The sequence below is a fragment of the Pseudomonas cavernicola genome (assembly GCF_003596405.1).
Lineage (GTDB): Bacteria > Pseudomonadota > Gammaproteobacteria > Pseudomonadales > Pseudomonadaceae > Aquipseudomonas > Aquipseudomonas cavernicola.
Genome location: NZ_QYUR01000008.1, coordinates 789,090 through 810,990, shown reverse-complemented (window position 1 = coordinate 810,990; position 21,901 = coordinate 789,090). Strand labels below are relative to the sequence as shown.

11 protein-coding genes and 1 pseudogene are annotated in these 21,901 nt (G+C 62.1%); 1 reads left to right on the top strand and 11 read right to left on the bottom strand.

Annotation, left to right across the window (positions count from 1 at the left end; translation table 11 throughout):
* Positions 1-659 precede the first annotated feature (659 nt).
* The 11 genes and pseudogenes from D3879_RS25565 to D3879_RS25515 form a co-directional block, all read right to left on the bottom strand.
* Positions 660-929 (bottom strand): hypothetical protein, encoded by a 270-nt coding sequence (locus D3879_RS25565; protein WP_119956961.1) that lies wholly within the window; start codon positions 927-929, stop codon positions 660-662.
* Between the two features lie 1,087 nt (positions 930-2,016).
* Entirely contained in the window at positions 2,017-2,205 is a 189-nt protein-coding gene (locus D3879_RS25560) for a hypothetical protein (protein WP_119956960.1), read from the bottom strand.
* Positions 2,206-6,839: 4,634 nt separating this feature from the next.
* Positions 6,840-10,936, bottom strand: a pseudogene (gene putA, locus D3879_RS26765) (bifunctional proline dehydrogenase/L-glutamate gamma-semialdehyde dehydrogenase PutA).
* Between the two features lie 159 nt (positions 10,937-11,095).
* A complete protein-coding gene (locus D3879_RS25550) occupies positions 11,096-11,809 on the bottom strand; it encodes an ABC transporter ATP-binding protein (protein ID WP_119956959.1) in 714 nt (237 codons plus the stop codon).
* An 18-nt stretch (positions 11,810-11,827) separates the two neighbouring features.
* Entirely contained in the window at positions 11,828-12,604 is a 777-nt protein-coding gene (locus tag D3879_RS25545; protein WP_119956958.1) for an ABC transporter ATP-binding protein, read from the bottom strand.
* A gap of 12 nt (positions 12,605-12,616) precedes the next feature.
* Positions 12,617-13,750, bottom strand: a complete 1,134-nt coding sequence (locus D3879_RS25540; protein ID WP_119956957.1) for an ABC transporter permease subunit — start codon at positions 13,748-13,750, stop codon at positions 12,617-12,619.
* Between the two features lie 13 nt (positions 13,751-13,763).
* Positions 13,764-14,699 (bottom strand): branched-chain amino acid ABC transporter permease, encoded by a 936-nt coding sequence (locus D3879_RS25535; RefSeq protein WP_119956956.1) that lies wholly within the window; start codon positions 14,697-14,699, stop codon positions 13,764-13,766.
* A gap of 160 nt (positions 14,700-14,859) precedes the next feature.
* Positions 14,860-15,765, bottom strand: a complete 906-nt coding sequence (lhpI, locus tag D3879_RS25530; protein WP_119956955.1) for a bifunctional Delta(1)-pyrroline-2-carboxylate/Delta(1)-piperideine-2-carboxylate reductase — start codon at positions 15,763-15,765, stop codon at positions 14,860-14,862.
* 6 nt (positions 15,766-15,771) lie between these two features.
* Entirely contained in the window at positions 15,772-16,779 is a 1,008-nt protein-coding gene (lhpH, locus tag D3879_RS25525) for a trans-3-hydroxy-L-proline dehydratase (RefSeq protein WP_119956954.1), read from the bottom strand.
* 20 nt (positions 16,780-16,799) lie between these two features.
* Positions 16,800-17,927, bottom strand: a complete 1,128-nt coding sequence (locus tag D3879_RS25520; RefSeq protein WP_119956953.1) for a branched-chain amino acid ABC transporter substrate-binding protein — start codon at positions 17,925-17,927, stop codon at positions 16,800-16,802.
* A 464-nt stretch (positions 17,928-18,391) separates the two neighbouring features.
* A complete protein-coding gene (locus tag D3879_RS25515) occupies positions 18,392-19,897 on the bottom strand; it encodes an aldehyde dehydrogenase family protein (protein WP_420800952.1) in 1,506 nt (501 codons plus the stop codon).
* Between the two features lie 421 nt (positions 19,898-20,318).
* On the opposite strand from D3879_RS25515, the gene peaA reads away from it, so the two are divergent.
* Positions 20,319-21,896, top strand: coding sequence for a quinohemoprotein amine dehydrogenase subunit alpha (gene peaA, locus D3879_RS25510; protein WP_119957091.1), 1,578 nt, complete (start codon positions 20,319-20,321; stop codon positions 21,894-21,896).
* The last annotated feature ends 5 nt before the right edge of the window (positions 21,897-21,901 follow it).

Genomic DNA, 21,901 nt, shown 5'->3' with positions numbered 1-21,901 from the left:
CGCCAATAGGTCGCGAGTCTAGGCTTGTCCATGGTGAAACCTGGTCCGCTGGAGCGCCTCGTAATCGAACGGGCAACTCAGCGTTAACACCGCTATTGGCAGCAGGTGGCAAATGCCAGCCTTGAATGACTATTGCTGGACGCAACATCCTGGGGCCTGAAGTGGCCCATTTGGTCGGAAATGAGGTGAAGTTCCGCGTTAACAAGAGCAAGCCGTTTCGAATGCCATGAAGGGGCGGGGGCTATGCAAAAAGGGGTGGCTCAATGAGCGTATACATGCGCACCTGCCCTCTCCCGCGCTGGTCGTCTTCCCGGGAAGCGCGGGAGCCAGATAGAAAACCTGTGGGCTTTTAGCCCACCATCACAGGCATCCGGTGGGCTAAAAGCACACTCCTACGACTCACGCCTGGCGATAGCCTTGGGCCGCAGCCAGGCCGTACACCAGCCGCGGTTGCTTCCGCTGCCAAGCGATGCCCAGCACCTCGTTAGCGGTGCAGAGAGTGCAGCGCGCGCCACGATCGCGCCAGCTCGATCCCTTGCAGGTGCCAGACCCCAGTGGCTGCAGTCTGCGGTTACACCACGTCAGCCTCATCGATCAACTCGCCATTGATCACGCGCCGCCCGCGCCACCCGCAGACTCGCGTAATCAGGCGCGGCGCATCACGCGGCAGGTCGTCTGGCCAGCTGCGCCGGCTCTGCCGCAAAACTGGCCGCGCGACCCCACTGCTGTTCCATGGCGTAAAAGTCGCGGCCGATCCTGGCGAAGCGCAGAAGACAGTTGCTCCCAGCCCGCTGCTGATGAACAGTGTCGGGCCAGCGCCGCCCGTCGGGCTTTTTGCCAATAAACGGTGTTGAGTCACCGCCGGGGCCTGCAACGACGACGGACAGCGACTGGAAGATGCCATTGCCCGAGAGCGGATCGACGGCCATCGCGCATCGCCGACGCGCAGCCAGTTAATCGCCGCTGGGTCTGCAAGCACAGCCCGTGGCCCGTGCTACTGCGCGCATGCAATGCGCTCGGTTGCAAGCCGGCGCGCCGAACAATTCGCGCACCAGGGGTTCGATTGCGGCGCGCTGGCTGCGCAAATTCCGCCACGCTGGGAACTTTTCCGGCAGGCGTGTGCTGCCCTACATCGAAGGTCAGCTGCAGAAACCCAGCGGCCAATCCGCCCAGGCGGGCGCATCCCAGGCCCGACATCGGCCAGGCTTTGTCCACCGCCGAGCGAAGCCCGGTCGGCGGTTCCTGCCAGTGGTTGAGCAGGCTGAGGGTTCCTTGGCCGCGCAGAGCCTTTGCCGGATAGCGCGCCTGACGCCGCGGAGCTCCACCAGAAAATCGGCGTGACAGGTCTGCGGCCGCTTGCGCTGTTCCGAGTTGCAGGCAATGGCCCTCGGCAGTTCGAACTCAGCTCGCGCACGCGTGCCTCGATTTCAGCTGACGCCTGCCGCCAATGAGGTTCCTGGACCGAATCGGCATGAATGCCGCCTGTCCACAGGCATGATGCCCACACTTCGGTTGGCATGTGTTTCGCCGTTCCACGCAAGCCTGCCGTGCCAAGCCGCGCAGGCAACTGGCGTAGCGCCTGGGTGCAGCCCCGCCTGGCGCAAGCCCTCCAGCACCGTTTGAGGGTGAAACCCCTTCCCAGCGCCGCGAACGACGCCGATTCACTGACCACGCACACCTCGCGTAGCACAGGCGCTTGAGCCCCAGCCACTGCAGCGCCGAGCCGGGCCAGCGCCGAGCACGACGAATCTTGCTTATCATCATGCTGTTATCCGAGCTCCATCAAGGCACCAGCCGCGCCGCTCCGGCCAACAAACCTGGCCTGGCGTGCGCAGGTGTTCCGAGCCACTGCCGCACGCGGGCGGCGGGCATGCGTCCAGCAGATAAGCCGCGACATGCCCGCTTGAGACGGCGCTGGCAATACTGGCGCCCAAGCCCAGGACCACTTGCTGACAGAGGCCACCGGCGCGCCGAAAATCCGCTTGCGGCTGTTCAGCCAGGACCATTGCGCACCCCTCACAACGGGCGCATCGCCTCCACCGCACCAAGCACATCGGACAAGTAGAGCTCGCCGGAAACACCGTCGCCCCGCGCAGGCTTGCCCGCGCAGAGCAGGATGCCGGCCGCCTGTGCGGCCTGGCAGGGCCGTCCGTAGCAGCGGAACGATCCTGCGATGCGCCAAAGGCTCAGCTTGACAGGCGCCACGTTCCTGCTTCCACAGCCAGTAATTTGCCCGCGATTTTTGCAGCGGCTGGTCAGCCAGCGCTCACGAACACCCTGGCACCACGGCAAAAATTGCGCGGCTGACGCCCGCTCGGCGATGGCGGCAGCACTTCGCCGTGCCGTGCCCGAGGCAATCCTTAGTTGAGCCTCGCCCTTCCTGCCAAGCTTTCGGTCCGCCAGCCAGAACTGCCTTGCAGCTCTAGTACCTGGGCTGGCCTGCGCCGGCCGCTGTGGCCGCATGTCGAGAATGCCCGATGCGCAACTCAGCGGCCATGCAAGACGGCGGTCCTCCTCGAGGGGCGGTCAACAACTCCCATCGTGCATCTCAGAAACGCAGTTCGTGCTGGTCCGCCAGGGTCGGAGGCCGGGGGCTGATCAGAATCCGCGTACGGCCACTGTAACAGCTGGTCGATGGCGTGCGATCACTTCCCGTGTCTGTGGCCCTCATCGACCGCCGAGTGGCCTGCATCCAGCACACAGAATTAGCGCGGTCTTGCAGCCAACGCGCGAGCAATAGCTAATGCGTTGTTTTCTTGACCGCCGGAAAGTTGCTTGGCCCCACGTTCGGCCTAGCTGGCTGTCCAGCCCGTGCGGCTAATGACTCGATCAAGAGCTGTCGAGCTGCGCCCCAGTTTGGGCGACTTTCTCGATTCGCGCGACTGAGCCTGGGCGCCTGTAGCTGAGGTTGGTCGGCTCAGGCTGCCTGACGAAAACAGCACCGGATTCCTGGCTGACCCACGCGATTGCGCCAGCCGTCAAGGGCAATACAAATCCAGCTCACGCAGGTCGAGACCTTCCAGGCGTGATACAGCCCTGATCCGGGTCGCAGAAGCTGCTGCAAGAGGTCGATCAAGGTCAACTTCGCCGACCCCCGAGGCCCCGCTTTTTATGGCTACTTTCAGCCCACCGTGGGGAGTGTGCTCGGCGATCCCGCGCCCAACAGCCGGCTGCGCGCGTTGCGTCGTTGGCCGCAAGCCAGACCATTCTCGAAACGCAGGTCGCCTGACACCAGCGGCAATTCGCGGGGCTGTTGCGGCTGGCTGACCTGCGCCGGGCTCGCGCTTGTGAGTCCCAATCCCCGTCCCTAGCTGACGGGTCATGCGTTGCAGCGGCCTACGTACGTAGCGCCTCAGCAGGGCTCTGCACCGGCCCCACGGCCGAGTGCCAGGTAGGTGGAAAAAGCGATCTAGCGGCGCCCAGTGGCCAGGTGCCCTGGATCACCCAATAGCCGCCGATCAGAAAGCCCCACACGGAGAGCGAGGTCAGGGTGCCAGGTATCCGCGTGGTGAAGAACTCGGTCACCTTGCAACTTCAGCAACTGGCGCGTTGATCGCCTTGTTCCACCTACCTGGGCAGGCCGTGGGGCCGTGTTGCAGAGGCCTGCTGTGGCCTGTACGTAGCGCTTGCAAACGCATGACCGTCAGCCTGGCCGGGGGGAGGGACTCAAGCGGCGAGCCGGCGCAGGGTCAGCCAGCCGCAACAGTCCCCGGCGATGCCGGCTGAGTGTCGGCGACCTTTCGTTTCGAGAATGTCTGGTTCGGCCACGACGAAACGGCGCGCTTAGCCGGTTGTTGGCCGGGATCGACCGCGCACATCCCCGGTGGGCTGGAAAGTAGCCATAAGCGGGGCCTCGCGGGGTGCGGCAAGTCGACCTTGATCGAACCTCTTGCGAGCGCTGCTACGACCCGGATCAGGGCTGATCCGCTCTGGAAGGTATCGACGGTGAGCTGAATTTGTTTGCCCTGCGTGGTGGCAGACGCATCGCCGTGGTCAAGCCCAGGACATCGTCTGTTTCGCGGCAGCCTGCACGACAAACCTCAGCTTACAGCGGCCCAGGCTCAAGTCGCGCGAAATCGAGAAGTTTTCGCCTCCAAACTGGGCTGCAGCTCGACAAGGCTTGATCGAGTTCATTCCGACCCGGGCTCGACACCAGCTTAGGCGAACGTGGCAGCAACTTTCCCGGCGGTCAGAAACAGACGCATAGCTATGCTCGGCCGCACGTTGCTTGCAACGACCGCTTAATTCTGGTGTGCTGTGTCGAGGCCCACCGTCGGGGCGGTCGATGAGGCCACCGAACGGGAAAGTGATCGCGCCATGACCAGCCTGTTCATGCCGTGTACGCGGATTCTTTGATCAGCACCGCGCACCTCGACCCTGGCGCAAGCCGAAACTGCGTTTGAGATGCGATGGGCAGTGTTGACGCCCCCTCGGAGGAGCCCGTCTTGCTATGTCCGCCTGAGTGCGCATCTGGCATTATTCGACAGCGGCCCACCTACGCCGCGCGGCCAGCCAGTACTGGTCTGCAACGCCAGTTCTGGCTTGGCGGACGAGAAGCTTGTCACAGGAGGGCGGAGGCGCAACTGGATTGCCTCGGCACGCACGGCGTGGCTGGCCGCCTCGCCGAGCCGGGCGCAGCCGGCTGAATTTTGCTGCTGGCCCAGGTGTTCGGTCGAGCGCATGGCTGACCACGCCCGCTGCAAATCGCCGCGGCAATTTACGGCTGATGGAGCAGGACGTGGGTCGCTGATCAAACCTTGAAGCCTGGGCGCACGCCAGGATCGTCCGCTGCGACGGGAGGCCTGCCAGGCCGCACAGGGCGCCGGCATCCTGCTCTGCGCGGCAAGCCCTGGCGCGGGGCGAACCTGGTGTTTCCGCGAGCTATGCCATTGCTCTGCGGGTGTCGGGCGATGCGCGTTGTGAGGGTGCGCATATGGTCCTGTGTCTGAACAGCGCAAGCGGGATTTCGGCGCGCTCGTGGCCTTCTGGTCAGCAGTGTCTGGATGGCGCCAGTATTGCCAGCGCCCGTGCTGCTCTCAGCGGGCATGTCGCGTCTTATCTGCGGAGCACGCCCGCGCGCTCGCGTGGCCGCATGCGCGAAACACCTGCGCAGCAGCCGCGTGTTGTTGGCCGGAGGGCTGGCGGCGGGCTGGTGCCTTGATGGATAAAACAGCGATGATGAATAAGTCAGTATCGTCGTGCTCGGCGCTGGCCCGGGCTGGCGCGGCAGTGCCCTGGGCGCTCAAGCGCCTGGGCTACGAGGTGTGCGTCCGTGGTCAGTGAATGGCGTCGTTTCGCGGCGCTTGGAAGGGTTCTCAACGGGTGCTGGAGGGCTTGCGCCAGCGGGCTGCACCAGGGCTAGCCAGTGCCTGCGCGGTTCGCCACGGCAGGTTGCGGCTGGAACGGCGCCGAAGCACATGCTACCGAATGTGGAGCATCTGCTGGACAGGCCCTGCATCTGATGCGCCATCGTCAGACCTATTGGCGGCAGGCGTCGAGCTGATCAGGCCCACGCGTGCGCGTAGCGACGTTCGTACTGCCGTAGGGCCATTGCCTCAAACCTGAGACAGCGCAAAGCGGCCCGCCAAGAGCCTGTCACGCCGATTTCTGGTGGAAGCCCGCGGGCGTCAGGCGCGGCTATCCCGGCAAATGGCCTTGCGCGGCCAGGAAACCCTACCAGCCTGCCTCAACCACTGGCAGGAGACTAGCCCGGCTCCGGCTCGCTCGGCGGTGGAAAGCCTGGCCGATGTTGGGCCTGTGAGGGCCCGCGATCTGGGCGATGGCCGCCGTTTCTGCAGCTGACCCGCGATGTGGCCAGCTAGCGACCTCCGGAAGAATAGTTCCCAGCTGGCGGTAATTTTGCGCAGCCCAGCGCGCGCCAATCGAACCTGCGTGCGGCGAAATGTTTCGGCGCCGCCGGCCTGTGCAACGAGCGTTCATTGCATGCTGCGCAGTAGCACTGGCCACGCTGTGCTTGCAGACCAGCGGGCGATAAACTGGGCTGCGCGGTTTCGCGATTGCGTCGATGGCCGCTCGATCCCGCTCTCGGGCAATGCCATCTCCCAGTCGCTGTCGTCGTCCCGTTGCAGCCCCGGCGGTGATCAACACCTTATTGCAAAAAGCCCCGAACGGCGGCGCTGCCCGACACTTTCTGATCAGCAGCGGGTGGACAACTGTTTCTGCGCTTCGCCTATGGATCGTGCCGCGACTTTTACGCCATGGAACAGCAGTGGGTCGCGCGGCCGTTCTGGCAAGCCGTTCGCAACTGGCCAGACGAACCTGCCTGCTGTCATGCGCCGGCCGTATTCCGCGAAGTCTGCGGGTGGCGGCGGGTCGCCGCTCTTGATTCAAGGGGCGATGTTGATCGAGAGGCTACCGTGGTTGATAACCGCAGATCAACCACTGGGATCTGCACCTGCAAGGGATCGATGCTGGCGCCGATCGTTGCGCGCGCTGCACTCTGCACCCTAACTGAGGTTGCTGGCACCGCTGGCAGCGAGAGCAAACTAGCGGGCTGGTGTACGGGCTGGCTGCGGTGCTTCCCAAGGCTATCGCCAGCGTTAGAGTCGATGCTCGTACTGTGGCTTTAGCCCATCCGGGATTGCCTTTGATCGGTGGCTAAAGCCCACAGGTTTTCTATTTGGGATCCCGCCTTCCCGGGGAAGACGATCCAGCGAGGGAGAGGGCAGGTGCGCAATGACAGGCTCATTCGAACCACCCCTTTGCATAGACCCCCGCCCCCCTTCATGCATTCTGAAACCGGCTGCTCCTTGGTTACGCGGATACCCACCCCTCAATTTCCGACCCAATGTGGCAACTTCAGGCCCCAGGATGTTGCGTCAGCCAATAGTCATCAAGCTGGCATTGCCACCTGCTGCCGCTCTAGGTTGTGTTTAACCCTGAGTGCCCGTTCGATTACGAGGCGCTCCAGCGGGACCGAGTTCACAGACAAAGCCTAGCACTCCACTATTGCGCCCTTGCTCTGCTTGCGCTACCGTTGGCAGACCGCACCGCAATTTTGGTTCTGAAGCGCCGTGGTGTGCCAAATGACTGCGTCATAGTCGGCCGTTCGTCTTTGCTTCCAGTCGCGCTAACCAGTCTGGATGCGCGCTGCACGTCCTCATGGGCAAGCGGCCAAGCCAGGCGGCGGCGTTTGCTCGGCCATGACGCCAATGCGCCCCGCTGCAAGGCACGGCGGCCAGCTTGATCAGGCGGTCGGCCTGCGTCTGTTGTCAGCCAGGCCAGAGCACCTGTGCTCTTGCACCACGCTGTAGGTATTGCGCTCACCGTGGGCCCCGTCAGCGCCGCTGCTTAGCCCCGCTCTGCGGACGTTTCGGCGAACTTCTTGCGAGTAATGCCGCAAGAGCCTCCTCACCGTGGCTGTTAGCCCCACTTCTGAAGCGACATGAACGCTTGGCCAGGAGCCTCACGCAGGCGAGGCGTCGACCGGTTAGTGGCGGCGTCTTGCGCCAAGATGGCTGGCGATGGCATCCGCTGTCGAGCGCGTACAGCAAGCGATACATGTACAGGGGCGCCCGCCGGCTTTCGGACCGGTGCCGAAACAGCCCTTCACCGCCGAACGGCTGCACGCCGACTACCGCACCCCTACCATGTTGCGATTGACATAGAGAGTTGACCGCCTGGGCACGGTCAATGACCTTGGCGTATGTTCGTCGCATGCGCGTGTGTACGCCTAGTGTCAGGCCATCAGCCGGAAAGCCTGTTGATGTGCTCTCAGGCAAGTGATTGAGATTCTTGCGCTTGTAGCGGACGACGTGCAGCACTGGCCGAAGATCTCGCGCTCCAGCTCGGCGAAGCTTTTCTCTAGTTCGATCGAGTCGGTGGGACATACGTTGCCGCGCTGGGCTGAACGTTCTCCTCGTTGCGTAGCCGTCTGGTAGACCTTCCGGACCCTTTGGCGCGCATGGCCTTGGATGTGTTTTCTCGAGCCCGCCTCTGGCTTCGGCGTCGAGCGATTCACCCGGGGCCTTATGCCACTGCCAGTGAGTTCCGGCGTGCCCAGGCGGCATTCGTCCCATTGGCACCTTGAGCATTATCAGATACGTCCGTTCCGGCCACGTCTTTCCCTGCACACCAGAGCACGCGCAATCCGAGCAGGCGTTGGCCGGCACTATCGAAGGCAGAGGCGACCACATTCGCTGAGACACTGCTTCCACGACGAGCGGAGGAGTGCGCGATTTCATCGCGTTCTGGCGCCGGTCTCGGCAATCAGTGGATTCGGGCGGCCCTGACGCGTCAACGACCATCGAGTTGCGCAAATGGAGGAGGCGCGGCGCACTTCGGCGAGCCGCTCTGAAAGCATGACGCCCTTGACGCGATTGTCGCCTACCAGACGGCCACCCGGACGGTCCTCGCCCGCGGTCCCGGCAGGCAGTTGTACAACGCCCTGCGAATACCAGCCTCGAGGGTGCAGTGGATTGGGCGCGCACGGCCTGGCGCGGCCACCAGGGTGGTGCTGCTCGCGCCGGTTTGGCCAGGGGCAGGCGTTACCCTAGCCAAGCCAAGCGGCAGCCACCTGCCCGGTTTAAAGATGCGCCAAGCGGGAAGTTCCACGGCTGATGCAGAAACTGTCCCAGCGGAACGGTGGGGTAATCGGTGGCTTTAAATCGTTACTGCAGCCTGGGGCGGATCGTAGAAACCAGGGTAAGTCACGCTTCGCGCACTTCGAATGGGCGTTGCGAAAGAGTCTTGCCAGCTCGCGAAACCCCAACAGGCCATCAGGTCTCGGGCATTCGTCTTTCCATCAGATCTGCGGCGCGCTCCAGGGCGGTGGCGCGCTCGGGAGGGCGTGCGTCCTGGCCAGATGCTCTGCGCGACGCTAGTCTGCGCCACATTCAGGGCATTTCACTGTCGGCCTCGCTGGCTGCCTGTACCTGGGCCGACATGTCGCGATCTGATCGCCGGGTTCGCAGCGGCTGGGAACTGGCCGCTTCTTGCACCGTGGCAACCCCAGCATTGGCGCGCCTTGCAGGCCCCATGGCTCTCGCCAAGCAAGGCACTGGACAACGAGCCGAGACGCTGCTCATTGACAGATCGATGCGCTGGGAATTGATCCGGCCCTTGCCATACAGCTCACGCGCGGTAGCGGAAGGCGGCGGGTGCGACAGGCAAAGGGTCCTTCCTGGCAGCGGTCTTGGTACTCGATGCTTATCCACCGGATCGGCGACCATTGTCGAGGGGAGATGGATGTCCCAATGCGGGCGTGACGGAAGGAGGTGTTCGCGCCGTTCTCCAGCAGCCGTGCGCCACCAGATAAGCCAGCAAGGTTCATGGGTTGCGCACTCGGTGCGTAGATGACGCACGGACCGGTTCAGCTTCTCCGCGGCGAGCTTGCCCACCACCTTCTGCTCGTAGAGCGCTCCACCCATGCCGTGGCAGGCACTGGAACTTCGTATTGGCCCAGGTAGTAGTTCTGCCCGCAATCTGGTAGATGCGGCCAGGGTGGGGCGTTGTGAGTGCGAACTGCGGTGTAGATGTCTCCTGGCCGGCCAGCAGCTTTCGAGCGCAGGCGATGAAGGACACATCGGTGTTATGCATGTCTTGCGGGTGCTAGACCGGTTAGCCTTCCAGGCCTCAACCTAGCACGCTTGATCTCGCCTGTTCCCAGTAGCCGCCCTTGATGACCAGACGGATCATCAGACGGTGGCGGCTGCGCCGGGCCAGGTCGATCAGGTAGTCGATCACATAGGGGCAGCGCTTCTGGTAGGCTGAATCACGAAGCCGATGCCATTCCAGCCGGCCAGCCGCGGCTCGAAGCAAAGGCGCTCGAGCAGGTCCAGGGAAAGCTCGAGGCGGTCGGCCTCTTCAGCATCGACGTTCAGGCCGATGTCGTACTGCTTGGCAGCAGGGTCAGTTGCAGCAGCTGCGGGTAAAGCTGTCCATCACGCGCTCGTACTGGGCGCGGTTGTAGCGCGGGTGCAGTGCGGAAAGCTTGATGGAAATGCCGGTCCTTCATAGATGCCACGGCCCTGGGAGGCCTTGCCGATGGCGTGGATGGCCTGCTCATAGGAGCCAGATAGCGCTCGGCATCCTGCTTGGTCAGAGCCGCCTCGCCAGCATGTCATACGAATAGCGGAGCCTTTGGACTCGCAGTTGCGGGCGTTGGCCAGCGCTTCGGCGATGGTTTCACCGGTGACGAACTGCTCCCCCATCAAGCGCATGGCCATGTCCACGCCTTTGCGGATCAGCGGCTCACCGCTTTTACCGATGACCCGGCTGAGGCGGTGGACAGGCTGGCCTCGTTATGGGTTGCGACTAGCTTGCCGGTCAGCAGCAGGCCCCAGGTGGCTGCGTTGACGAATATCGACGAGCTACGCCCCAGATGCGGATGCCAGTTGCCCGTGCTGATCTTGTCGCGGATCAGGGCGTCGCGAGTGCCCTTGTCCGGTATGCGCAGCAAGGCTTCAGCCAGGCACATGAGTGCCACACCTTCCTGAGAGGAGAGGGAGAACTCCTGCAAGAGCCCCTGAACTATTCCCGCGCGGCCGCTGGCGCTCTTCTGGTTGCGCAGCTTTTCAGCGATGCCGTAGGCCAGCTTGTGCGCGGCCTTGGCCGTCTCTTCAGGCAGGCGCGCTTGTTCCAGGAGCATCGGCACGACTTCCTGCTCGGGTCGGCGGTAGGCGGCGGTGATTGCTGCACGCAAAACGGACTGCGGCAGGATGCTTTCGGCAAACTCCAGAAAGGGCTGATGCACTGGCTCAGCCAGGGCTTCGCTCAATTCCAGATCACCCTCGTCCAAACGGTCGGCAATGCTTTGCAGCTCGGGCATGCTCATGCCGCTCTCAAGGGTGGTCAGATAGCTGTAGATCGCCTGTTTGATCAACCAGTGCGGCGTGCGCTCTATCTTTTGCGCGGCCTCTTTCAGGCGTTCGCGGGTTGCTTCGTCGAGTTTGACCCCAAAGGTGGTGCTGGCCATGACCTGTCCTGCCTGAATGAGTTGAGCTACCAAATAGTAGGAAATGAACACCAGACCCGGCGGGCTCTGAATAGCCGATCCCTGGTTTTCAGGGTGGCTGAGATCGGCGATAACCCAGACCGATGGCGGTGCCGATCTCGTCCTTACGCAGAGCCGTGGTTATTCGCCCAGATAGGCGGCGGTAACCTTCGGGTCTTGCAGCATCTGCTGGGCCTCTCCGCTCATGCTGATCAGGCCCGAGTCCATCACATAGGCACGATCCGCCGCCTGCAGCGCCAGCCGGGCGTTCTGCTCTACCAGCAGAACGGTCATGCCGGAGGCCGAGATGTCACGGATCACCTCGAAGATCTTCTCCACCATGATCGGCGAGAGGCCCATGGAGGGCTCGTCCAGCAGCAGCAGTTTGGGCTGACTCATCAGTGCCCGCGCCATCGCCAGCATCTGCTGCTCACCGCCGGACAGGGTGCCGGCGAGCTGTTTCGCCCGCTCCTTGAGGCGCGGAAAGAGGCTGAACATGCGCTCGATGTCGCTGGCGATATCCGCATCGTTGCGGCTGTAGGCGCCCATCTGCAGGTTTTCGGTGATGCTCATCCGCGCGAACACGCCGCGCCCCTCGGGCACCATGACCAATTTGCGTTCGAGCAGGTCGTGGGTTTGCAGGCCCTTGATCGACGTGCCTTGATATTCGATATCGCCTGCGCCCCAAGCTTGCAGGCCGGTGATGGCTTTCATGGTGGTCGATTTGCCGGCGCCGTTGGAGCCGATCAGGGTCACCAGTTCGCCCGTTCGGATTTCCATATCCACGCCTTTAACCGCCTGGATACCGCCATAGGCGACTTTGAGTCCGCTGATTTTCAGTATTGTCTGTGTCATGTGCGCAGCCCCCTGGGGCTAAACGGCGGAAGTGCCAAGGTAGGCTTCGATAACCGCCGGATGAGATTTGACGTCTTGCGGCAGGCCCTGAGCGATGACCTTGCCATAGTCGAGAACGGTCATCTGATCGCAGAGCCCCATCATCAATTTGACGTCGTGCTCGATCAGCAGAATGGTCTTGCCGTCGCCACGGATTTTCTCCAGCAGATCGCGCAGCTCGACCTTCTCGGTGGCGTTCATCCCGGCAGCCGGCTCGTCGAGCGCCAGCAGCTTGGGCTCGGTGGCCAAGGCGCGGGCGATCTCCAGGCGGCGCTGATGGCCATAGGAGAGATTGCGTGCTGTGTAGTTGGCGTACTTGCCGATGCCGACGTATTCGAGCAGGTCGTGAGCGATGTTGTCGATCTCGTCCTCCTCGCGGCGGGTGGCTTTGGTGCGCAGGATCGCGCCGAGAATGCCGGCCTTGGTGCGCACATGGCGCCCGACCATGACGTTCTCATGGGCCGTCATGTCGCCAAACAGGCGGATGTTCTGGAAGGTACGGGCAATGCCGATTTTAGCGACCTCATGCACGGCTGTCGGTTTGTAGATCTGGTCATCCAGACGGCATTCGCCAGTGTCCGGGGTGTACAGCCCCGTCACGACATTGAAGAAGGTGGTTTTGCCGGCGCCGTTGGGGCCGATCAGGCCATAGATGTCGCCACGGGCGACCTCGATACCGACGTCGCTAAGGGCTTTCAGGCCGCCGAAGCTCTTACTCATGCCTTTGACTGAAAGCAGGCTGGCTTGCTGGGTCATTGCAGCGGCTCCTTAGACTTGGCTCAGGTCGTTGCCCCGTCTCACGATGGGGCGATCTTCCTTACGGGGCGAAGGCCAGAGGCCAACAGGCCGATACAGCACGATGAGAATTATGGCCAGGCCATAGAGCAACTGGCGCACCACTTCCGCATCGATCAGCACTTTGCCGAAGATCGCGACTTGCAGAGGCGCGACTGTGGCGCGCAGGACTTCCGGCAGCACAGCCAGCAACACGCCGCCCAGAATGACACCAGGGATGTGTCCCATCCCGCCGAGTACCACCATGACCAGAACGGTGATGGACTCCATCAGGCTGAACGACTCGGGCGAGACAAAGCCTTGGAAGGAGCCGAACAGGGCGCCGGCAAGCCCACCGAAGGAGGCGCCCATGGCGAATGCCGTCAGCTTCAGATTGCGGGTGTTGATGCCCATGGCCTTAGCCGCGATTTCGTCTTCACGAATGGCGATCCAGCCACGACCAATCCGCGAGTGCTGCAGCCGGTGGCAGACGAAGGCGACGAGCACCACCACGACGACGAACAGGTAGTAATACAGCACTACCGAATCGAAGCGAACGCCGAAAAACGTATGGCGCATGGAGAAATCGAACCCGAAGAACGTGGCGGGATCGATCCCGGAGATACCCTTCGGCCCATTGGTAAAGTTCAGCGGGCGATCCAGGTTGTTGATGAAGATACGGATGATTTCGCCGAAGCCCAAGGTGACGATGGCCAGGTAGTCACCGCGCAGCCTGAGAGTCGGGGTCCCCAGCAAGATGCCGAAGAACGCGGCCAACAAAGCAGCGCCTGGCAGGATCAGCCACAGGCTCACATGCAATCCGGCAGGAAACATCTGCTGCAGCTCAACGAAATTGTTCGTGAGGTGGGTGGAGCCCAGCAATGCTGCGGCATAGGCCCCTATGGCATAGAAGGCGATATAGCCCAGATCGAGCAGCCCGGCCATGCCCACCACGATATTCAGCCCCAGGGCGAGCATGATGTAGAGCAGGGCGAAATCGAGCACCCGTACCCAATAGTTGCCCCCGACTGCGCCAATGACCAGGGGGGCAACGAGAACCAGGGCAACCAGCAGAATCGGCTTTATAAGATCGCTGCGGGAACCCTGCGTGTGCGGTTGATTCGTCATGATGAGTTTCCCCTTAGGCGCGATCGGATACGCGCTCGCCCAACAAACCCGAGGGGCGGAACACGAGAACGGTGATAAGGACGATAAAGGCGAATACATCCTGGTAGTGGGAGCCGAGTACCCCACCGGTCAGGTCGCCGATATACCCCGCCCCGAGGGACTCGATCAGGCCCAATAGCAGGCCGCCCAACATGGCCCCGCCCAAGTTGCCGATGCCGCCGAGCACGGCGGCGGTGAAGGCTTTCAGGCCGGGCAGGAAGCCCATGTAGAAGTGTGCATTGCCGTAGTTCGTCGCGGTCATCACACCGGCCAACGCCGCCAGTGCGCCACCCAGCATGAAGGTGATGGAGATGACTTTATTCGGGTTCACCCCCATCAAGCTGGCGATGCTGGGGTTCTCCGCCGTGGCCCGCATGGCCCGGCCCAGCTTGGTCTTGTTCACCAGTAGCAATAGGCCGGCCATTACCGCCAGCGACATGCCGATGATGATCATTTCCTTGAGGGTTATGGTGGCTTCGGTGGAGCCGATACTGATCGGATCGGTGGGCAATAGCTCGGGGAAGCTCAAGGGGTTGCGCGACCAGATCATCATGGCGATGGTCTGCAGCAAGACCGAAGCACCAATAGCGGTGATCAGCGGAGCCAGTCGCGGTGCCTTGCGTAGGGGGCGGTAGGCAATGCGTTCGAGTAAATAACTCAAGACTGCGCAGGTCAGCATGGCGATGAGCGACGCGAAGCCCAGCATCAGCCAGGGAGACAGGCCAGGAAAATACGCCTGCAACAGGCTCAAGACCGAAAAGGCGGTAAGAGCGCCGATCATCAAGACATCGCCATGGGCGAAGTTGATGATTCTGAGAATGCCATAGACCATCGTGTAGCCGAGCGCGATCAGTGCATAGATGCTGCCCAGTACCAAGCCGTTGACGACCTGCTGGATGAATAGGTCCATACCGACTCCATGACCGCCCGTACGGCGGCATGCCAATGGCTTCTTGGAGAAGGGGCGCTACCTGTTCGAAGAACAGTCGACCAGGAACTGACGAGGCCACTTCATTTTTGCTTTTGCCCTTTCCCCGAGCGACTCGGACCGCCCAGGGGATTCAGTACGTCTATGCCTGATTAAGCTTAGCCTTGATCACACGACAAGCTGCCAAATCCCAGGCTCCACAGCCAACGCTCTTGAACAGAATCGGCTTGGAGAAGTCGGGTTTGCTGTCGAGAGCAGAGGCTAGAGGCTTGACCCTGGACCAGTCGATATCCGCCTGGATCAGGTCGCCTGCCTCGTGACGGGCACCCAGCGGGTCATCGACATACAGGGTGCTGCCGGCGATGGTGATGGGGGCTATCTCGGCGGCATCCGGCGTGAAGGCGCCCACGCCGATCACCAGGCAACCGGGCTTGGCTAGTTCACTATAGACCGGCGTTTTACTGGTGGTCAGGGTGATCACGACGTCGGCATCTTGGTGGGCCGAACCATCATCGACCTTCACGTCCAGAGCCCCGCGCTGGTAGCGCGCAACGAATGCGGCGGTTTTTGCCGCTTCGTGGCCTCTGACCCGAACCTGGGCTTGCGGAAACATTTCGGCAATGGCTTCGACATGATTTGAAGCTTGTTTGCCCGTGCCGATCAGCAGGATCGACTTCGGCGGCCGCTCCAGCAGGCGAGCAATGGCCAGCATCGTCACGGCGGCGGTGCGACAGCCGGTAACGGTGGGGCCGTCCACGGAGAACAGCAGCGTGCCGCGCAGCGCATCGCAACCCAGTACCTGGCCCTGGATGGTCGGCAGACCTTCTTTGGCGTTACGCGGATTGACGTTGACCAGTTTGTGAATCGCAATGTCGTCTGCGCTGGCCGGCATGGACAGCATCACACCACCTTCTTTGAGGGGGACGACCAGGCGCTCGGGGCTGATGATTTTGCCGGCGGCATATTCACGAATGGTTGTGCTTAGCGTGTCGACCAATTCGCGCATCGGCAACAGCTTGGCGGTTTCTTCTTGATTAAAGGTTTTCATCAAAATTTACCGAACCAGAAAGCCGTAGGTCAGAGGATCTTTTTCGTTGATGATCCAGCTGGCGAAGCCGTAGATCTGCGCATTCCCCCTGACCTCGGGGATCACCGCGGGGTAAGCGCCGACCGTGGTTTCGCCGAGCACGCGGCCACTGAATACAGAGCCGATGACCGACTCGTTGACGAGCAAATCGCCCAGCGCGAGCCGACCGCGCTGGTACAGTTGGGCGACACGGCCGGCAGTCCCTGAGCCGGTCGGCGAACGATCGACCTGACGGTCGGCGAAGATGCAGCAGTTGGCCTGAGTCGAACCCGCATGACGGGGAGCGCCATCGATGATGGTGCCGTAGATGTGGTTCAGTTCCGGCACATCGGGGTGGACGACGGGGAAGGCGGCGTTGGCGGCCTGTTTGACCTCGTCGCCGAACTTGATCAGCGTGGCGACCGAGGCCTCGCTGATCTCAAGGCCCTTGGCGGCGCCGGAGGTATAGAAGTAGAAGGCGCCACCAAAGGCGATGTCGCCTTCCACCCGGCCGAAGCTCGGCGTATCGACGGCCACGTCACGCAGATAGATGAACGACGGCACGTTGACGAAGCGCACGCTGCCACAGGTCGAACCATCCCACTCCACGTAAGCTTCGATAAAGCCGCAGGGCGCATCGATGCCTACCCGCGTTTCAGGCTCTGTGCGTTGCACCCAGCCGAGTTCGACGGCCGTGGTGGCCAGGGCGATCACGCCATGCCCGCAGTGGTCGCTGTAGCCTTCGTTATGCACGAAGATGATGCCGAAGTCCGCCCCTCGGCTTACCGGATCGGTGAGATAGCCGGCATACATGTCAGCGTGCCCACGTGGCTCGAAGATCACCGCTTTACGCAGTTCATCGATGTTGTCCTTGATCCACTGGCGGCGTTCGACGATGGTCTTGCCGGGAAACCGCGGCAGACCACTGGTGACGATCCGGAAGGGTTCGCCACCGGTGTGCACTTCCACCGTGTCAATCATTCTACCTAGCTGCATGACGACCTCTGTCCAGCGCGTTACTGGACTACCTTGAGCTGACCGTTTTCGAAGGTATAGACCGTGCTGGGAGCGCCGGTCAGGTCGCCTTTTTCATCGAAGCGGTATTCGCCGGCGATGCCTTGGTACTGGGTCTTCGGCAGTTGCTTCAGCAGATCCTGCGAGTCGGTGCTGTCGGCCTTTACCATGGCTTCGGCGAGCAGCATCATGCCGTCGTAGAAACTCACGCCGTACACCTGGGTGTCGCTGTTGAAGCGCTCCTTGTACGTCTTGGTGAAGGCCCGGCCTTTTTCCATGCTGTCGAGGGCGATGCCACCTTGTGCGCAATAGACTACCGAGGCATCCGGGCCTGCCAGTCGGCCCATATCCGGGGTGCAGATGCTGTCACCGCCGAGCAATTTGGCCGGCAGCTGGCGCTGGCGCATCTGCTTGACCAGCGGAGCGCCTTGGGCGGCATAGCCACCGAGGAAGATCACGTCAGGCTTCTTGATCTTGATCGAGCCGAGGATGGCGAGGAAGTCTGTCGCGCTCGAGCTGGTGTATTCCTGAGCGATGATTTTTATCCCCTGGCGCTCCGCTTCTTTGCTGAACTCCTCGGCCAGACCCTGGCCGTAGGCCGTACGGTCATCGATCACCGCGGCAGTCTTGGCGTTCAGCTTCTTGGCGGCGTAATTCGCCATGGTGCCGCCAAGCTGCGCATCGCTGGCGCCAATCCGGAAGACGTTGGCGAAGCCTTGAGTGGTGAGCGCCGGGTTGGAAGCCACGCTCAGTATCGGCACCCCCGCACGCTTGTAGACGGCCGAAGCGGGTAGGGCGACCCCCGAGTTATAGGGGCCAAGGACCGCCACAACCCCCTCATCGACCAGTTTTTGGGCAATCTGCACCCCAACACGCGGGTCCCCCTGGTCATCTTCTGAAATCAGTTCGAACTGCAGCTTTTCACCGCCAACGACCACGCCTTTCTGGTTCAGCTCGTCGAGAGCCATGCGCACGCCATTTTCGTTGTCCTTGCCACTGACGGCTTGCGGGCCAGTCAGAGGGCTACTCAGGCCAATCTTTACGACCTGATCTGCCTGGGCAACAGAGACGGCAGAGGCGGCGATAGCGAGTGCAAGAAGGCAGGCGACAGACTGGTTTTTATTTTTCATCGAGTGATCTCCTAGGAGAGGGGGCGGCCAGACTGGCGGCTTGCCGTTTCTATTCCTGTCTTGCCGGTCAATCGACCAATTTACATTGCACTGGTCAGCGTAGCACCAGTCGGATGAGGGAATGCCCCATGCCTATATTTTCTATGTTGAGCAGCACATCGAGTGGGCGTCGGGGTATAGCTCGCAGTTGATGCTTGGTTTTTTATTTTCGGGATCAGATCATGCAAACAGCCATCATCGGCAGTGCCGCACTAGCGGCCTGTGTGGCTGGTTCCATTAATCAACTTCGGCGCCGGAAGCCGCGATCCAGCGTTGCAATGGATCAAAGTAGCCGTGCTACGACTCGTCATTGCGCCTTGCCACGCGACTTCCGGCATCCGAGTTTAAGTTAACGAACTAACCGTACAGGCCACTAGGGTGGACAAATCGCCGAGGCGTTATGTCCACCCTGGGAAACTGTTGGCTTACAAGCGGACCAGCACCGACTTCAGCTCGGTGTAGTGCTCGATGGCCGCCGCGCCCATCTCGCGGCCGACGCCGGACATCTTGTAACCGCCAAAGGGCAGGGCCGGGTCCAGGGCGCTGTGGCAGTTGACCCAGACCGAGCCGGATTTGATCCGCGGGATCATCTTGTGTACCGCCGCGAGGTTGTTCGACCAGATGCTGGCGCCCAGGCCATAGCGGTTGTCGTTGGCCAGGCGGATCGCCTCATCAATATCGTCGAAGGGCATCGCCACCAACACTGGGCCGAAGATTTCTTCCTGTACCAGCGGGCCGCGTTGATCGACATCGACAAGCACCGTCGGTTTGACGAAATAGCCGGGGCCGAATTGCTCGCCACCACAGGCGATGGTGGCGCCCAGCTCACGGCTGCGCTCGATGTAGCCGAACACGCGCTTCTGCTGGCGGGCGGAAATCAGCGGGCCCATGGCCACGCTCGGATCGAGGCCATTACCGAGCTTCATGCCGTTGGCGATGTTGGCGACGTCGGCGATCACGTTGTCGAAGTGCTTGCGCTGTACATACAGGCGCGAGCCGGCGCAGCAAACCTGGCCTTGGTTGAAGAAGATGGCGCTGGCCGCACCGGCGGCCGCTTGTTGCAGGTCGGCATCTTCCAGCACCAGGGTCGGCGACTTGCCGCCCAACTCCAGAGTGACGCGGGTCATGTTGTCCATGGCCGCCTTGCCGATCTGCTTGCCGACTTCGGTGGAGCCGGTGAAGGTCAGCTTGTCGACATCCGGGTTGTGGCTGAGCGCGGCCCCCGCCTCGATACCGGTGCCGGTGACTACGTTGAAGACGCCCGCCGGATAGCCGGCTTCGAGTACCAGTTCGCCGAGCTTCAAGGCCGACAGCGGGGTTTCGTCCGCAGGCTTGAGCACCACGGTGCAACCGGTCGCCAGCGCCGGGCCGAGCTTCCAGCAGGCCAGCAGCAGCGGGAAGTTCCAGGCGACTATGGCGCCGACCACACCGATGGCTTCGCGGCGGATAAAGCCATGGAACTGATCATCCGGCATCAGCGGCATCGACACATCGACGCAAGAGCCTTCGATCTTGGTGGCCCAGCCGGCCATGTAGCGCAAAAAGTCGATAGACAGTTGCACGTCCATCAGCCGTGCCACTTGCGCGCTTTTGCCGTTGTTCAGGCATTCGATCTCGGCCAGTACCTCGGCATCGCGCTCCATCAGATCGGCCAGGCGCCACAGCAGATTCTGCCGTTCGCGTGGGCGCATGCGGCTCCAGGGCGAATCGTCGAAGGCCTGACGGGCGGCCTGCACAGCACTGTCGACGTCAGCCTTGGCTGCGCGGGGCACCTCGCTCAGCACTTCACCGGTGGCCGGGTTACGCACGCTCATGGTCGCGCCACTGGCAGCATTGAGCCATTGCTCGCCGATCAGCATTTTATGCCTACGCTGAATGAACTCGAGCGTCTTCGGGTTGAGGGGCAGGTTAGGTGGCAGGGAAGAACTCATGGAATCAGCCTCAGTTTTGCTCTTGGGTGACAGCTCTTTCGCAACCGTCATGCCAAGCCGGGACCATTTCAATAAGTGCATGAAATTGAAGGGCTTTAATCTTCATTTTGGATCCGAGAGGCAACCTCGCCTGTAACAGTTTGAGACGGCTTGAGACAGCCCTGGAGCAGGCCGGGATGCCAGCCGTCAGGTGCTCTGCGATGGTCTGTCGCAGAGTTATACAGCTGTCGCGAAATTAAACGCCGGACGCTCGAGTCGTAAGTCTGGATATTGTTATAAAAGTCGATCATCTATCTGATTCATAAGAACTTTATAAAGGCTGGCACGCAATGTGTATTTGCCGTGACAGTCGCACGCCTACCTAGTAGCTGGGCAGTGGCGCCAACCATAAGAAAAAAACCGTGGAGGTCTGATTTTGAAGATGACACTACTTCGGCATTACCTGAGCGTCGGAACGCTAGCGCTGGCTGTTGGCGCCGCGTTGCAATCGCCCCAGGCTATGGCTGCAAGGGATGGCGCAACCATCCTCAAAGAGACCTGTCAGGGATGCCACATCCCGGAAGGCGACAAGGACCTGAGCCGCATCAGTCATCAGCGTAAAACGCCCGAGGGCTGGCTGATGAGCATTGCGCGGATGCAGATCATGCATGGTCTGCAGATCGGCGACGAGGATCGCCGCTCCCTGGTCAAATACCTCGCCGACAAACAGGGCCTGGCGCCAAGCGAAACCGATGGCGTGCGTTACGCCTTGGAGCGCCGGCTGAACAGCGTCGAGCAGTTCGACGAGAAATTCACCCAGATGTGCGCACGCTGCCACTCCGGTGCGCGGGTGGCCCTGCAGCGCCGCCCGGCCAAGGAATGGGAGCACCTGGTCAACTTCCACCTCGGCCAGTGGCCGTCGCTGGAATACCAAGCGCAGGCGCGTGACCGCGACTGGCTGGATATTGCGCTGAAAGAGATGGTTCCTGAGCTGGCCAAAAGATACCCGCTGGACAGCCAGGCCTGGACCGACTGGCAGCAACAGCGCCCGGACGCGGCGCAGTTGGCCGGCGAGTGGAGCTTCAGTGGTCACCTGCCGAGCAAGGGCGATGTTCGCGGCCTGATGAGCGTCACGCTCAGCGGCAAGGATGAGTTCAAGGTCAGCCTCAATGGTCAGTACGCCGACGGCAAACCGTTCGACGGCAGCGGCTCGGCAGTTCTGTTCAACGGCTACGAATGGCGCGCCAACCTCAAAGTCGACGGGGTCGCCATGCGCCAGGTGTTCGCCGCCAATGGCGAGGAAATCCGCGGACGGATGTTCGAGACCGAGCACGATGAGCGCGGCCTGGATTTCGTCGCCGCCAAGCAAGGCACGGCGCGCTTGCTCTCGGTACAGCCGGAGTACCTCAAGGCCGGCAGCGAAGCCGAGCTGACGCTGGTCGGCAGCGGCCTGAGCGGCCAGCCGGGGTTCGGTGAAGGTGTCGAGGTGCTCTCGGTGCTGGAGCAGACTCCCGAGCGCGTGCGGGTCAAGGTCAGGGCCGCCAGCAATGCGCCGGTCGGCGTGCGGGTGGTCAGCCTGGGTGCGCTCAAGGGTGCGAGCCTGGCGGTGTACCAGCAGATCAGCGAGGTCAAGGTGGTGCCAGACTTCGCCGTGGCGCGGGTCGGTGACAACGGCGGCTCGACGCCCAAGGTGCAAGGCCGTTTCGAGGCCGAGGCCTGGGGCCAGGGTGCCGATGGCAAGGCTTACCGGATTGGCTTCGTGCCGGCTAAGTGGACGGTGGAGGCCTTCGACGAGCGCGCGGCCGAAGATCAGGACGTCAAGTTCGCCGGGGTCATGAGCGCCGCAGATGGCGTATTCACGCCGGCCGGTGCCGGGCCGAACCCAGAACGCAAGATGTCCACCAACAACGCCGGCAATCTCAAGGTCATCGCTGCGGTGCAGGAGGGCGGGCAGTCCCTCAAGGGCGAAGGCCACATGATCGTCACCATTCAACGCTGGAACAACCCACCAATCCCTTGATCGCG

What these genes read in the sequence shown, in the direction of transcription:
- D3879_RS25540 (WP_119956957.1), bottom strand. Translation starts at nt 13,750, where the DNA reads ATGACGAATCAACCGCACACGCAGGGTTCCCGCAGCGATCTTATAAAG.
- D3879_RS25520 (WP_119956953.1), bottom strand. Translation starts at nt 17,927, where the DNA reads ATGAAAAATAAAAACCAGTCTGTCGCCTGCCTTCTTGCACTCGCTATC.
- lhpI (WP_119956955.1), bottom strand. Translation starts at nt 15,765, where the DNA reads ATGAAAACCTTTAATCAAGAAGAAACCGCCAAGCTGTTGCCGATGCGC.
- peaA (WP_119957091.1), top strand. Translation starts at nt 20,319, where the DNA reads ATGACACTACTTCGGCATTACCTGAGCGTCGGAACGCTAGCGCTGGCT.
- D3879_RS25565 (WP_119956961.1), bottom strand. Translation starts at nt 929, where the DNA reads ATGGCCGTCGATCCGCTCTCGGGCAATGGCATCTTCCAGTCGCTGTCC.
- D3879_RS25535 (WP_119956956.1), bottom strand. Translation starts at nt 14,699, where the DNA reads ATGGACCTATTCATCCAGCAGGTCGTCAACGGCTTGGTACTGGGCAGC.
- D3879_RS25550 (WP_119956959.1), bottom strand. Translation starts at nt 11,809, where the DNA reads ATGACACAGACAATACTGAAAATCAGCGGACTCAAAGTCGCCTATGGC.
- D3879_RS25545 (WP_119956958.1), bottom strand. Translation starts at nt 12,604, where the DNA reads ATGACCCAGCAAGCCAGCCTGCTTTCAGTCAAAGGCATGAGTAAGAGC.
- lhpH (WP_119956954.1), bottom strand. Translation starts at nt 16,779, where the DNA reads ATGCAGCTAGGTAGAATGATTGACACGGTGGAAGTGCACACCGGTGGC.
- D3879_RS25515 (WP_420800952.1), bottom strand. Translation starts at nt 19,897, where the DNA reads ATGAGTTCTTCCCTGCCACCTAACCTGCCCCTCAACCCGAAGACGCTC.